This window comes from Gemmatimonadaceae bacterium, assembly GCA_036496605.1.
Lineage (GTDB): Bacteria > Gemmatimonadota > Gemmatimonadetes > Gemmatimonadales > Gemmatimonadaceae > AG2.
On the sequence record DASXKV010000001.1, the window covers coordinates 61099 to 75171 of the forward strand.

The window sequence follows — 14073 nt, forward strand, 5'->3', positions numbered from 1 at the left end:
CGGGCGCTCTGGCCGGGCCGAAGTTACGCGCGCCGAGGGCCGGTGTCAAACTTCCAACCCATTGTCGGCTTGTCTTTTACGCTAATGACCGGATATATTTCGCAGCTGTTTCATCCCGTACATCGAGGTTCGCAATGAAAACCGATATCCATCCCGAGTACCATACGGCGACTGTAAAGTGCGCCTGCGGCAATACGTTCCAGACTCGATCGACTCAGGCCGAGATTCACACGGACGTCTGCTCGCAGTGTCACCCGTTCTTTACAGGCAAGCAGCGCCTGGTAGATACTGCCGGACGCGTCGAGCGGTTCAGGCAGAAATTCGGCAAGCAGTCGAGCTGAGGCTCGATCCTGTCACTTCGAGACCGACTCGCCGACGTACTGGCTCGCGCGGCCGAGGTCGAGCGGGCTCTGGCTGATCCGGTTACGCTCCGTGACTCGCACAAGCTGGCCGACCTGGGCCGAGAGCACCGACGTCTCGCTCCCGCTGTCGAGCTGGCAGGCCGACTCCGCAAATACGAAGACGAGCTCGCGCAAGTACGCGAGCTCGTTCTCGTTGACGACCCTGAGCTCGTCGAGGAAGCGCGCGCAGAGCTGGGCCGACTCGAGCCGTGCATTGCGAAGCTCGAGGAGCAACTCAAGCCGCTTGTCGTTCCACGCGATCCGCTTGACGATCGGAATGCAATCGTCGAGATCCGCGCCGGCACGGGCGGAGACGAGGCCGCCCTGTTCGCCGCGGACCTGTACCGGATGTATGAGCGATTCCTGACGCGCACGGGCTTCAAGTTGGAGACGATTACGCTCTCGTCAGGCGTCCTCAACGGAATCAAGGAAGCGGTGTTCAAGGTCATTGGCGCGGGCGCCTATGGCCTGGTCCGATGGGAGTCCGGCGTCCACCGCGTGCAGCGCGTCCCCGCGACGGAAAGTCAGGGTCGAATCCATACGTCGGCGGCAACGGTGGCCGTGCTTCCCGAGGCCGAAGACGTGGATATCAAGATCGAAGACAAGGATCTTCGCATCGATGTGTTTCGTGCCGGTGGTCCCGGGGGGCAGGGCGTCAACACGACTGACTCCGCCGTACGCATCACGCACCTGCCGACGGGGATCGAGGTCAAGCAGCAGGATCAGCGTTCGCAAATTCAAAACAAAGCGAAAGCGATGGAGATTCTGCGCGCGCGCCTGCTCGACATGCGGGTCGCGGAACAGGAAGCAGAGCGTGCCCGCATGCGAAAGACCCAGGTCGGCACGGGCGATCGATCGGCCAAGGTTCGGACGTACAATTTTCCGCAGAGTCGTGTGACCGATCATCGCATCGGTTTCACGTCCCACAATCTGCCGGCAATTCTGGATGGCGCGCTCGAGCCGGTGATCGATGCGCTGCGAATGGCCGAGGACGAGGAGCGATCGTGAGCGAGCCCTCACCGTCGCGTCAGGCAGTGACGACGCGTCCAGGCTCGATCGGCGCGCTCGTCGAGGAGCTTGCGGTGGTGCTTCGCCAGGGCGCTTTCGGCGCTCGTGAGGCAGAGCACGAGGCGCGCGAGATCGTCGCCGCCTTGTATGACGTGCCCCGGTTCTGGCCAGCGGCGAACGCACACGTGCCGGTCGAATCGGAAATGTGGCCGCGTGCGCGGGCGGCGGCAGCCAAACGCGCGCGCGGCGCGCCGCTCGCCTACGCGGTCGGCCGCGCGCCGTTCCGTCATCTGACGCTGGACGTCGATGAGCGTGTGCTCATTCCTCGGCCCGAGACCGAGCTGCTCGTCGATCTGGTGCTGGAGCGCGCGGCGGCGCGCGCCCAAGTCGTCGTCGACGTCGGGACGGGCTCGGGCGCGATCGCACTCGCACTCGCCTCGGAGGGATCCTACGGCGAAGTCGTCGGCACGGACGTATCGCGCGACGCGCTGGCCGTCGCCCGGGCGAACGCCGAGATGCTCCGCGCGCGCGGCGCGCTGCGTGCGCACGTTTCGCTCGAGCACGGATCGCTGCTCGCTCCCCTCACCGCGACGAAGCGGACGGCGCACGTCGTTGTCTCGAACCCACCGTACATCGCGTACGATGAGTCGTCGCAACTTCCGCGAGATGTCCGGGACTGGGAGCCGCCGCTCGCGCTCTTCAGCGGCGGTCAGGGGCTCGACGTCTCGGCGCGACTCGTGCGCGATGCCGGCGATGTGCTCGTTGCTGGGGGATTGTTGGCGCTCGAGGTCGATGCGCGGCGCGCATCACTCGTCGCCGAGTGCGTCGCGCACGATGCACGCTATCGTGACATAGGCGTCCACCTCGACCTCACTGGGCGCGAGCGCTTCGTGCTCGCCGTCCGTCGCTAGTCGCGTCGCACGTACTCTGGAGAACGAATGATCGAAGACAAAGCCAAGGACCTGGGTCGCACGATCGGGCAGAGCACGGAGTACAAGGAAGTGCGGCGAGCGAGCGACGCGTTGAACGAGGATCACGAGACGGTCACGTTGCTGCAGCAGATGGAGCAGCTTCGGCTCGAAGCGCAACGCTTGCTGCAACGTGGCGAGCGGCCGACCGAGGAGATGGAACGCAAGCTCGATACGTTGCTCTCGCAGATTCAGTCGAAGACGACGTATCAGCGTCTACTCGTCGCTCAGGAGAACTTCGACAAGGTGATGTCGAAGGTGAATGACTGGATTCTGGAAGGAATCGAGAAGGGAGCGACGAGCAGCATCATTACGTTGTGATTAGTGGTTGGTGGTTGGTGACATCAGTTGATTCAACCAGCAACGACCACCGCCAGCGACCAACCACCACTAACCAGCCACCGATCACCAGTCCCTAACGAGTGCTGATCGTCTTCGAAGGCCCTGAGGGCGCCGGCAAGAGCACGCAGCTCCGGTTGCTGAGCGAATGGCTGGTCGCGCGCGGACACGATGTCGTCGCCGTTCGTGAGCCTGGAGGCACGGTGCTCGGTGACGAGATTCGTCGCATTCTGCTCGACCCCGACTCCGACATCGTACCGCCGGCTGAGGCACTGCTGTTCATGGCGTCGCGCGCGCAATTGGTCGAACGGGTACTGCGGCCCGCCGTGAACGCGGGATCGATCGTGCTCGTGGATCGCTTCTTTCTCTCGACCTATGCGTATCAAGGTGCGGGTCGTGGGATTTCCGAGGATGATCTCGCTGCCGCGAATCGAATGGCGACGGCAGGCTTGGCACCCGATCTCACGTTGCTGCTGGATCTCTCCGCCGACGAAGGTCTCGCTCGCGTCGCGCGACGCGGCGCGCACGACCGCATCGAGCGCGCAACGAACAGCTTTCATGCACGCGTGGCGGCAGAATTCAGACGATTCGCAACCGCTGAATGGCAGCACCAGCATCCCGAGTGCGGTCCGATCGTTGTCGTCGACGCACGCGACAGTGAGGGCGAGGTTTTCGCTCGCGTCCACGAGGTGCTGCGGTTGCACTGGCCCGCTTCTTTCCCTCTAGAGGTGTAGTTCGCCCCTCTGTTGGAGGGCGATGCATCACCATCTAGGGAGAAGTAGCTGATGCGCTCACGTGCAGTGATCGTCGCGGCCGTGTTTGCCGGCGCGCTCGTTTCCGGCGGCTGGCTCATGCAGGCCGGCTACGACGGATCAGGATCGAAGACTGGTGCCCGAGCACGGTTATTCGACGAAGTGCTCGCTCATGTCGAGAACTATTACGTCGACACGGTCAGCGAGCCGGATCTGTACCGGAAGGCCGTCGATGGCATGTTGCTCGAGTTGCATGATCCTCATTCGGTGTTTCTCCCGCCGGATCGCCTCGCGAAGTTGAACGAGAGTACGACGGGTCGTTATGCGGGCGTCGGCATTCAGATGGACGTTCGCGATGGTTGGATCACCGTCGTCGCACCGCTGCCGGGTACGCCCGCGCAGCGCGCGGGCATTCTCACCGGTGATCGTGTCGTCGACATCGACGGGCGTTCGACGCATGCATGGTCATCCGACGAAGCGATCAAGGCGTTGCGCGGCTCGCCGGGCTCGTCCGTCGACCTAACGATCGAGCGCCCCGGCAACCCAATGCGCTTGCCCTTCACGCTGACGCGCGAAGAGATCCGCTTCCATTCCGTGCAGCACGCGCTGATGCTGCGCGATAATATCGGCTACGTCGATCTCACGATCTTCAGCGAGAACTCGGATCAGGAGCTCCGGTCCGCAATCGATTCGCTGCGCGGGAAAGGAATGCGCGCGCTGATGCTGGATCTGCGCGGTGACCCGGGCGGTCTTCTCGATCAGGGTGTCGCCGTCGCCGATCTATTCCTGAATCCAGGGCAGAAGATCGTCAGCATGCGTGGACGCCGCCGCGAGGCGGATCGCGACTTCATCGATCGATTCCCGCAGGCGTGGCCGGATCTACCGCTCGTCGTGCTCGTGGACAGTGGAAGCGCGAGCGCATCCGAAATCGTCGCCGGTGCACTGCAAGATCACGATCGCGCGCTGATCGTCGGCACGATTTCGTATGGAAAGGGCAGCGCGCAGAGTCTCTTCCCCGTCTCGGACAGCGGCGCGTTGAAGTTGACGACGGCTCTCTGGTACACCCCATCGGGACGCAGCATCAACAAGGAGCATCTCAGCCCCGACGACGACGATCAGGATGCGGTGCGAGCCCTCGGCGGCGAAGCGCCGCGGCCGAGCTTCAAGACAGATGCTGGGCGAACGGTAATGGGCGGTGGCGGCATCACTCCGGACGTACCGGTGAGCGATTCCGTCGAGGACGCGCAGGAGCTGATCCTCCAGGCGGCGCTCGGCAAGCACGTGGCCGAGTTTCGCGACGCACTCACCGGTGATGCGCTCGCGGTGAAAGCACGCGGCGTCGTAACATCACGGTCGTTCACGATCACGCCACAGATGCGAAACGAGCTCTACGACCGCCTTCGTGCGAAGAAGGTCAATCTCCCGCGACCAGTCTTCGACACGAGCGCGCCGCTGATCGATCGCTTGCTGGCGGATCAGATCGCCCGTTACGTGTTCGGCATGGACGCGGAATTCGAGCGCGTCGTGACTCGGGACCGCGACATCACCACAGCGTTGAGCATTCTCGAAAAAGCGCACACGCCCGAACAGCTGATGCGAGCGGGCACGCCGAAGCGCTAGTCGTCAACGCTCCACGACGCGGACGCCCGGGGGTGGCGAGAAGGTAAACGCGCCGCGGTCCACGGGAACGTTGAGCTCGAGCGACGTGATGCGCACTCGCCGCGTGATGCCGCTCGACTCGACGGTCTCGAACTGGCGAATGAGACCGTCGTCGTCGTCGACCCAGATGGTCGCTTTCGTGAACAGCGCCTGCGTCTCGGACTTTGGCGTCAGAAGCAGCGCGTGCACGGCGTGGCCCGACACGGTGCCAGTGCCCGCGCTGCTCACATCGTAGCGACTGCGCGGATCGGTGAGGAACTCACCCGAAATGTCGAGGGGTAGCGTCGAAGCGTCCGCGGCCGAGCGCTTGATGACTTGTCCCGGAGAACTGCTGGGCAGGTAAACCCAGACCGACGCGCCATCCGACACGATCCGATCTCCCGACGGCTCGTTGAACCGGATCGCGAGTTTGTTCGGCCGCTGTTCCTGGAATTCGCCGCGCGCGTTACCGGTCGAGCCAGTGAGTGAGTTCGTGATCGTCTGCTCGAACGACGCGCGAGCGGTTTTCACTTTGGCCCACGCTGCCACCGCGCGATCCAGCACGGCATCCGTCGATTGCGCCGCGAGCGCTCCCACGAGCGAGAACTGCATAACGAACACCAGGCTTATTGCGCGCAACCTCATTCGACCGCTCCGTGTGACCTGGCCCCTCCGCTCTAACCCCTAATAACCCCTAACCCCTCGCCCCCTCCCTTCGTCTACCCGACCGACAGCGTTGCCGTTCCGGCGACACGTGGGGCAGGCAATGTTGCCACGCTGCGGCCAATTGCATTGGCGATGGCCCGGAGCTCGGCGACGAGGCTCACGAATTGTTCCGGATACAGCGACTGCGCACCGTCAGAGAGAGCAACGTCGGGGTTCGGGTGCACCTCCACAATGATGCCGTCGGCGCCGGCCGCGATCGCCGCGCGCGCCATCGGCGTCACTTTGTCCCGAAGACCCGTCCCGTGGCTCGGATCCGCGATGATCGGCAGATGCGACAGTTTCTGTACGAGAGGAATCGCGGTGAGGTCCAGCAGGTTGCGGGTCATCGTGTCGAAGCTGCGGACACCGCGCTCACAGAGAATGACCTGCTCGTTCCCTTCGGCGAGGATGTACTCGGCGCTCAGCAGCAGGTCGGTGATCGTCGCCGCCATGCCGCGCTTCAGCAGCACAGGCTTGCCGATGCGCCCCGCGGCACGGAGCAGCGAATAGTTCTGCATGTTACGAGCGCCGATCTGAACACAGTCGGCAATCTCGGCGACGAGATGCAGTCCCTCCTCATCGAGCGCCTCGGTCACGATGGCGAGGCCCGTCTCTCGGCGCGCCAGGGCGAGCAACTCGAGTCCGTGCTTGCCCATCCCCTGAAACGAATACGGTGAGCTGCGCGGCTTGAATGCGCCACCCCGCAACGCCGTCGCTCCCGCTTCGCGTACCTGCCGCGCTGCGGTCACGATCTGGTGTTCCGACTCCACGGAGCAGGGGCCCGCGATGATTTGAATTTGCTCTCCACCGAACACGACGCCAGGCGCCAGTCGCACGAGCGTGTTCTCCTGCTTCCATTCTCGCGACACCTGCTTGTACGGCTTGCTGACGTGAATGACCTCGGCAACGCCAGGAAGCGCTTCGATGCGCGAGGCGTCGACGCGCCCGTCGTTGCCGACGAGGCCCACCGCCATGCGCTGCCCGCCGGGCATCGGCCGGGCGTGATATCCCATCTCTTCGATCACACGAACGACGCGGTCGATCTGTTCCGGCGTCGCGTGATTCTCCATGACGACGAGCATGCGAAAGAGGTGCTATGTGCGGGTGTTAGGTGTTAGGTGGCTAGCGGATCGTCCAATTCGATCTGCCATCCGTCTTCAGCGAGTGTCAGGTAGCCAGCGTGCTTTGTACTAACTGTAGCGAGAATATCGACTCGTTCGACCGGAGGATAGAAGTGCGTGAGGACGAGGTACCGTGGCTGTGCTCGCGCGGCAAGCGTCGCACACTGCTCGGGTGTCAAATGCTCCTTGATCGCCATAGACTCGGGAAGCGAGCACTCACACGCAAGCAGATCGCATCCCCGCGCCCAATCAGCGAGCGCCTCGTCGGGCCCCGTGTCGCCGGTGTACACCACCCGCCACCCCCTGCGCTCGATAGAATATGCCACGCTCTGCACGGTGTGCGGAACCTTAAACGCGGAAAGACGCACTGCGTCGGACAGCTGGATCGTCTCCCCGGGGCTGATTTCGCGAATCGTGATCGGAAAACCCGGCGTTAGCAGCCAGTCGCCGTAGGCCGCGGAAAGGCGTTCCAGAAGCGCCTGCGTGCCAATAGGTCCGATGAGATCGAGCGGCGCGCTGCGTGGCGGCAGCTGGCCGTACTTCCACGCAAACACCAAAGTCGGCAGGTCGCCGTGATGGTCGATGTGGAAGTGCGTGAGCGCCACATGTGTAATTGCCGGCCACGCGATGCCAAACTCCGCGAGGCGTCGCGTGATGCCGCTTCCGCAATCCAACAACAGGCGAACGTCGTCGGCTTCGTACAGATATCCCGCGCAGCTTCGCTCGTCTTTGAGTGCGACCGTACCGGTCCCGAGCGTCGTGAAGCGAGCGCCACTCACGCGGGAGCGGCGACCGTGTCCGCTGTTGTCCGCACAGCGACGGATGTAAGCCCGTCGATCGCCGGCATGTCGTCGACAATCGCGCCGCGCATGCGCACGCTCACGATCGACGAGACGCCTGGTTCCTGCATTGTCACCCCGTACACCGCGTCGGCGGCTTCCGTCGTCGTGCGCGGATTGTGCGTGATCACGATGAACTGCGTGCGCGTCTTGAACTGGTTGAGCATGCGCACGAAGCGACCCACGTTCGCGTCGTCGAGCGGCGCGTCGACTTCGTCGAGGAGACAGAATGGGCTCGGCTTCGTGAGGAAGATGCCGAACAACAGTGACAGCGCGACGAGCGCACGCTCGCCACTCGAGAGCAGGTGGATCCGCTGCGTGCGCTTGCCCCGCGGCGACGCATGGATCTCGATGTCGCAGTCCAGGGGCGCTTCGGGATTCTCCAGCCGGAGGTCACATTCGCCGCCCCCGAAGAGCGTGAGGAAGATCTGGCGGAAGTTCTCACGGACCTGCGTGAACGTCGCGAGGAAGAGCTCGCGCGCCGTGGCGTCGATCTCGCGGATCGCCTGTTGCAGCGACTGCTTGGCGTCGGCGAGATCGGTGCGTTGCGTCGTTAGGAAATCGAAACGCTTGGCCGTCTCCGCGTGTTCCTCGATCGCGAGCACGTTCACGGGACCGAGCGCTTCGAGCTGTTGACGAAGCATCTCGGCCTCGTCGCGAAGCGACGTGTCCTCGAGCTCCACCGGCGGCAACGCCTCGAGCATCTCCTCGAGCGGTCGACGCCACTCGGCCTCCAGTCGTTCGCGAATCGCCGTCCGTCGGCCAGACAACTCGGTGAAGCGCATCTCGGCGCGATGCAGCTCGTCGCTCATCGCGCTCGACTTGTGACGCATCTCGTCCAGGGCATGGTCGGCGGCGGTGAGGCCTTCATCAGCGTCGACCACGGCGCGCTCCGCAGCGCTGAGTCGCGCTTCGCCGTCGGCGAGGGTTGCCTCACGAGTCTCGAGGTCGAGCTGCCATGTCGCCATCTGCTCGGCGAGCACGCTATCGGCCTGCGAGAGATCGGTGAGTTCCGCGCGCAGTGCGCCCAGTCGAGCGGCCGCCGATTCCAGCTCCTCGGCGAGACGGCGCTCCCGATCGACCCCGACCTGAAGCCGCGCCTGGGCCTGCGCTTCCTCGATCTGAAAGCGCGTGCGGAGCTCGCGCGTTTCTTCCTGCGCGCGCTCGGCTTCACCCATTCGAGCGCGCGCGTCGGCGATCTCCACGTCGGCGTTCGCCAGTACAACGGTAAGCGAGGCGGCTTCCGCGTCGAGCGTGCCTAACCGTTGTGCGAGCTCGTTATGACGCGCGCGCAATCGCTCGGCCAGTGCGTCGGCTTCGCGCAGCTCGCGCTCCGCACGCTGCAGGCGACGTTCGAGCTCGGCGTGATGATCGGTCGCGCGCCGGACTTCCAGCTGCGCCGCCGACATCGTCTCCGTCGCGTCGGCCAATCGCTGCGCGGTTTGCAGTGTCGCGACGCGGAGCGCGTCGACGGCGGCGCTGGCCTCGTGACGCGCAACCTCGCTCGCCGAAAGCTCGGCACGAAGCGCGTAGAGCTCGGCGCGTCGACGCAGTGGTCCCGGGCCGCCGCCTTGTCCCGGTAGCCACACCGCGCCCCGTGCGTCGACAAATGCTCCTTCCTCCAGCGCGCGAACGCCGCCGAGCAACGCGCGTACCCAGTCCCGCGCCGCGGGCGTCGCGTCGACGATCTGAGACAGCGACTCGTTCCCGCTGGCGTCGGGCGAAGGTGATGCGTCCAGCGGAAGCAGCAGCAGCGGCCCCGGATTCGCCTCACTGTGCCATTCGCGCACCGCTGCGGCAACCGCTGCATCACGGACGAGAACTGCATGTACCGTCGCGCCAAGAAATCGCTCGACGAGAAGCGCCGACGCTTGGTCCGCTGTTATGAAGTCGCTCAACGGGCCGAGGACAGCGCCATCACCGAACCGCTCGCGCTCCTTGAGCAGTCGCGCCGCGGCTGGCGCGAGACCGACACGCTCACGCTCGAGGCCTTCGAGCGCGTGCACTTTGCCTTGAATGCCGACGAATGCCTCGTCGGCGCGGAAGAGCTCGGCCCGTGCTTCCGCCTCGCGCTCACGCATCTCACGATCTTCGGCCCGGGTCGTTTCGAGCTCGGTGGTGCTGACACCGAGGCGGGCGACCGCATCGACGGCGGCGAGAGCACCTTCGTCTCGCTCGCGCCTAACCATCGACAGAAGGTCGGCGAGTTGGGCGCGCTCGGCATCCAGGGCATCGACGCGCTGCGCGATCTCGTCGACTTCGCGACGAGCGCGCTCGCGCTCATGGTCGACGCGCAACGTTCGGTCATTGGCGTCGCGGAGCTGCTGCTCGGCGTGGTCGACCGCCGCGCGTGCGGCGGCAACGACGGTGCGTGAAGCCTCTTCCTCCCGTTGCCGATGCGCGAGCTCGTCGCGCGCGGCGGCGAGCGCCTGCGCATGACGATCACGCTCGACCGCGGCGTGCTCACGATCGTCGGAAATCCGCTGGCCGTGTGCGCTCCCTTCGCTCTCCTCTGCCTCCGCTCGCTGCCGACGGGCAATCGCGTTGCGTTGGCGCTCTTCGGCGACGGCCATCTCGGACCGAATCTGCTGCACCTGGTCGCGCTGAATGGCCACGAGCCGGGAGAGTTCGGCGCGCTGCGCTTCGGCGGCCGTGCGCCGTCCGTGGGCCTCGTCGCGCGCGCGTTCGGCCTCGGCGGAGCCACGCTCAACATTGGGCAGCTCGTCACGCAATACGGCGACGCGAGCCTCGAGGTGCTCCAACTCTTCCTCCCACGCCGCCATCTCGCGAGAGGCGAGGTTGAGCTCGACGGCGAAGCGGCGCTGCGTGAGCTCGGCATGACGCTCGGCGCGCTTGCGCTGCCGGGCGAGCGACCGAACTTGCGTCTGCACTTCGGAGATGAGGTCGTCCAGCCGCTGGAGATCGACCGTGGTCTCCTCGAGCCGCCGCTCCGTCGTTCGACGACGATCGCGATACAGGCCGACGCCAGCTGCCTCCTCGAAGAGCTCACGCCGGTCATCGGGCCGATCGGAGAGCAATGCGTCGATCATTCTCGCTTCGATGACAACGCCGGTGTCGGCGCCGAGCCCCGTCCCGCGCAGCATGTCGGCGATGTCACGCAGTCTCGCCGGCGCGCGGTTTATGAAATACTCACCCTCGCCCGATCGCGACAGGCGGCGAGTGATGACGACTTCGCGGAAGGGCACCGGCAATGAGCCGTCATCGTTCTCGAAATGCAGCGAGACTTCGGCGAGGTTCACTGCACGCCGAGCCGACGAGCCCTGGAAGATCACCTCCTCCATCTTCGATCCGCGGAGCAGGCGAGCGCGCTGCTCGCCAAGCACCCAGCGCACGGCGTCGGACACGTTCGATTTGCCGCAGCCGTTAGGCCCGACGATCGCCGTGACGCCCGGCTCGAACACGAGGTCGGTGGAATCCGCGAACGACTTGAAGCCGTGGAGCTCGAGCTTGGTGAGCCTCACTAGTATACTCTCCCGATGCGGTAGACGAGCACGGGGCGAATGCCCGCGACTTGAACGGCGTTTCGGTCCAATGCTGCTTCTTGGGGTGACTTGTATGCGCCGTAGTACAATCGCGCCGACCCATCGGACTGACGCAGCGCATATACCGGCAGACCATGGTCCGTGTAGTACTTGAGCATACCGGGTACCGCTTCGGCCCTCACCGAATCCAGAAGAAAGGCGAGCGGCGAGCGCACGACGTTGTTCGAATCGAGCCGCGAAAGCCCCTTCGCGCTCAACGCGCCCAGTAGGGAATCGGCCTGACCACGGCTCGGATACGAGCCGGCGAGCGCGCGATACCAGGTTTCGCCGCGTATGATCTGCGGCGCAAATGTCGGGCTGGGAAGACCGCGCGCCTGCGCCTGCAGCCACAGTTGCGCGCCATTGAGCGTATTGAAGCGCGCGATCACCACCGCAAAAGCGGCCGCGCCTAACGAATCATCCGGATTCGCCGGGACGAGAAGATTTGTCGCGTTCGTGCTCGCCGACTCGGGACGGATGGAGTCGAGCGTGCTCGGAACCGCACCGGCAGCGGTCGCGGTCTGACGTCGCTGAGCAATCAGCGGCTCATGTCCACGGGCGAGCGGCCGCGCCGCCAACCAGATGCCAAGACCTGCCAAGCCGAGCGCGAGCCCGATTCCGATTGCCGCCGGCACGGGCGAGATCGGAAGACGTTTCCACCACGGCTGCGGTGCGTCCGCGAACGTGACACTCGCGTCCGGCTCCGCTGGAATCGTCGGAACCCCGTTAGGCATCGTCGAGTGAACACGGCCGATCAGCTTGTTCGGATCCATGCCCGACGGCTCGGCGTCTCCCACGAGGAGCGCGCCATCCGCGAGATCAACGATGTCGGTGACGTGTGACGCGGTCGCCGGTGCAGCGACCACGAGCAAGGCTCCGGTCTCACGAAAACCCGCCACGAGTCGCCGCCAGCGCGAATTCGTGAAAATCTCCTCGTAGGCTGGCACTTCCGAACCGCTGGGCAGCACGTACAGATCGCCGTACTGCGGAACGGCCTGCGCAATCTTGTTCAGCGATACGCCGTAGACGAAGCTGTCGGCCAGACCATGCGGATCGTCGGTGTTGAGTAGTTGCTGAATCGGTTCGGCGTCGCCGAGCAGATCGCCAAGCGCGACCCGTCGGCGGCCGGATTGAGCACGAGCGACACCGAGCGCTGCGAGCGCGGTTGATCGAGCGTCATCGCCGAGCACGAGCACCAGATGCGTCGCGTCGAGCGATGCACCGACGCGCAATCCCTCCGCAACGACCGCGTCGTCCCCAGAGCCCGCGTCCGGCTGCGGTAGATCGTGGGGCATCGTCACGGCGTCGTCTCGTAGACCCAATAGTTCTGCCCTGAGTCGCGTCCCACCCGCTCGGCTTCGTCTCGCGTCGGATACGGGCCGAGGACGACGCGAAAGATCGTCTGCCCTTCGCGGGGCGTCGACATCACGCGGGCGGTCTCGTTACGCACCTTGATCGACGCGGCGAGCTCGTGAGCCTTCTGCTCGTTGAGCAGCGCCGCGAACGAAACGATCCAACCCTTCGCCGCGGCGGGCGCCGGTGTCGTATCGACCGGTGGCGGCGCCGTCGCCGCGTGCGACGTGTCCGCATTCGCCCGAGCGGCGCTGTCGACGCTATCGGCGCCGGGGAACCGGACCGGTTGATCGAGCGCGGCCGCGCGGGGCCGGAAGCCACTCCAGGCGAAACTATACCAGTAATCCGACGCGGCCCCGTTCACTCGACGCCGCTCGTGGAGGTTCGAGCCGTCGACGAAAACGACGTCCCTGCCTTGCGCGAGCGCGATTGCTCCGTCGACTGCCACGAAGGGCAGATCGTCGCGCCAGACAGTGCGCACCGCGCCCTCGAGATGATCGGTACCGATGTCCACGACCCAGATCGAGTCGCTTCCCGTGGCGCGCACGAGCAGATACCGGCCGAGCGGATCGATCCGCAGATCCTCGGCCATGCCGGGGAGGTCGATGTGCTCGCTGACCTTCTCTCGATAGCGATCGATGATATCGACCTGTTTCGACGAATCTGCCAGCGCGAAAATACGGTCTCCGCTCGGCGTCGCGACGAGCGCGCGGACGTGACCGTCGAGCTCGATGACGTTGAGCGGTTTCAAATCGCGCGTTCGCACGCCGACAAGGTTGCGGTCGACGGTGAAGTACAGCCGGTCACCCGCTTGCGCCCAGGCAGCGTGCGCGGCGCCAGGGATCTCCGCGGAGTCGAGAATCTTCGTGTCCGGCGGACGCATTCGCCACACGATGGCCGATTTCTCCCGCGTTCCAACGAGTAACAACGAGCCATCGCTCAGCGGCACCGCGGCGCGCGCCGGTCGCGGCGGCTTGAACGTCCAGTCGCCACTCGGCGTCGAGCGCAAAAGCGTTCCGTCTTTCGTTAGGCCGTAGATCGTCGCGCCATCGACCGACGACACATCCGTCAGGCGCGTGCGCGTCGCGATACCGACATTGTCGAGCCGAAAATCGACGCGGGCCGGGATCCCTTTCGCGTCGACGAAGGAAAGCAGTCCTGCTTCTTCGTCGAACGCGAGCACGCGCGTGATCGATGGCGCCGAATCGCTCGACGTCCAGACAACGGAGTCGAGCCGCGGGTAGGCGAAGACACGGAGCCGTCCGCCTGAATGCGGTATCCGCATCATCAGGAGATCGGGACCTTGCGTCTTGAGAGCCGAGGTCGCCTCGTGCGCGGCGGGAGCCCGGTCACCCTGACCACAAGCAGCGAGCACGAGCGCAAACGCGATTAGCGGGCGCACGGAGA

General features: G+C 65.1%; 12 protein-coding genes. 6 read left to right on the plus strand and 6 right to left on the minus strand.

All coding sequences use genetic code 11. The annotated features are described in order from the left end of the window. The first annotated feature begins 134 nt into the window (after positions 1–134). The 6 genes from rpmE to VGH98_00295 all read left to right on the plus strand — a co-directional run bounded on the left by rpmE (position 135) and on the right by VGH98_00295 (position 5088). Positions 135–341, plus strand: coding sequence for a 50S ribosomal protein L31 (rpmE, locus tag VGH98_00270; protein HEY2374381.1), 207 nt, complete (start codon positions 135–137; stop codon positions 339–341). Positions 342–410: 69 nt separating this feature from the next. After that, a complete protein-coding gene (gene prfA / locus VGH98_00275; GenBank protein ID HEY2374382.1) occupies positions 411–1409 on the plus strand; it encodes a peptide chain release factor 1 in 999 nt (332 codons plus the stop codon). Further along, entirely contained in the window at positions 1406–2320 is a 915-nt protein-coding gene (gene prmC, locus VGH98_00280) for a peptide chain release factor N(5)-glutamine methyltransferase (GenBank protein ID HEY2374383.1), read from the plus strand. The genes prfA and prmC overlap by 4 nt, the downstream gene beginning before the upstream one ends. Positions 2321–2347: 27 nt before the next feature. Next, on the plus strand, positions 2348–2698 hold the full coding sequence (locus VGH98_00285; protein ID HEY2374384.1) for a YlbF family regulator: 351 nt from the start codon (positions 2348–2350) through the stop codon (positions 2696–2698). A 101-nt stretch (positions 2699–2799) separates the two neighbouring features. Continuing rightward, on the plus strand, positions 2800–3450 hold the full coding sequence (gene tmk, locus VGH98_00290; protein HEY2374385.1) for a dTMP kinase: 651 nt from the start codon (positions 2800–2802) through the stop codon (positions 3448–3450). A gap of 51 nt (positions 3451–3501) precedes the next feature. After that, a complete protein-coding gene (locus VGH98_00295; protein ID HEY2374386.1) occupies positions 3502–5088 on the plus strand; it encodes a S41 family peptidase in 1587 nt (528 codons plus the stop codon). A gap of 3 nt (positions 5089–5091) precedes the next feature. Here VGH98_00295 and lolA read toward each other — a convergent pair whose 3' ends face one another. The 6 genes from lolA to VGH98_00325 form a co-directional block, all read right to left on the minus strand. Continuing rightward, positions 5092–5751 carry an outer membrane lipoprotein chaperone LolA gene (lolA, locus tag VGH98_00300; protein ID HEY2374387.1) on the minus strand — a complete coding sequence of 220 codons (660 nt, stop codon included), beginning with the start codon at positions 5749–5751 and terminating at the stop codon, positions 5092–5094. Between the two features lie 74 nt (positions 5752–5825). Continuing rightward, positions 5826–6893: a 3-deoxy-7-phosphoheptulonate synthase gene (gene aroF, locus VGH98_00305; protein ID HEY2374388.1), complete on the minus strand. Its 1068-nt coding sequence runs from the start codon at positions 6891–6893 to the stop codon at positions 5826–5828. 32 nt (positions 6894–6925) lie between these two features. Then, on the minus strand, positions 6926–7711 hold the full coding sequence (locus VGH98_00310) for a ribonuclease Z (GenBank protein ID HEY2374389.1): 786 nt from the start codon (positions 7709–7711) through the stop codon (positions 6926–6928). Then, entirely contained in the window at positions 7708–11253 is a 3546-nt protein-coding gene (gene smc, locus VGH98_00315) for a chromosome segregation protein SMC (GenBank protein HEY2374390.1), read from the minus strand. Before smc ends, VGH98_00310 begins: the two co-directional genes overlap by 4 nt. Beyond that, entirely contained in the window at positions 11253–12608 is a 1356-nt protein-coding gene (locus tag VGH98_00320) for an SPOR domain-containing protein (protein HEY2374391.1), read from the minus strand. Before VGH98_00320 ends, smc begins: the two co-directional genes overlap by 1 nt. A 2-nt stretch (positions 12609–12610) precedes the next feature. Continuing rightward, positions 12611–14068 (minus strand): SPOR domain-containing protein, encoded by a 1458-nt coding sequence (locus VGH98_00325; protein ID HEY2374392.1) that lies wholly within the window; start codon positions 14066–14068, stop codon positions 12611–12613. Positions 14069–14073: the final 5 nt, after the last annotated feature.

Coding starts and splice junctions, on each gene's coding strand:
- lolA (HEY2374387.1), bottom strand. CDS start 5,751: ATGAGGTTGCGCGCAATAAGCCTGGTGTTCGTTATGCAGTTCTCGCTC.
- VGH98_00285 (HEY2374384.1), top strand. CDS start 2,348: ATGATCGAAGACAAAGCCAAGGACCTGGGTCGCACGATCGGGCAGAGC.
- VGH98_00320 (HEY2374391.1), bottom strand. CDS start 12,608: ATGCCCCACGATCTACCGCAGCCGGACGCGGGCTCTGGGGACGACGCG.
- VGH98_00295 (HEY2374386.1), top strand. CDS start 3,502: ATGCGCTCACGTGCAGTGATCGTCGCGGCCGTGTTTGCCGGCGCGCTC.
- aroF (HEY2374388.1), bottom strand. CDS start 6,893: ATGCTCGTCGTCATGGAGAATCACGCGACGCCGGAACAGATCGACCGC.
- rpmE (HEY2374381.1), top strand. CDS start 135: ATGAAAACCGATATCCATCCCGAGTACCATACGGCGACTGTAAAGTGC.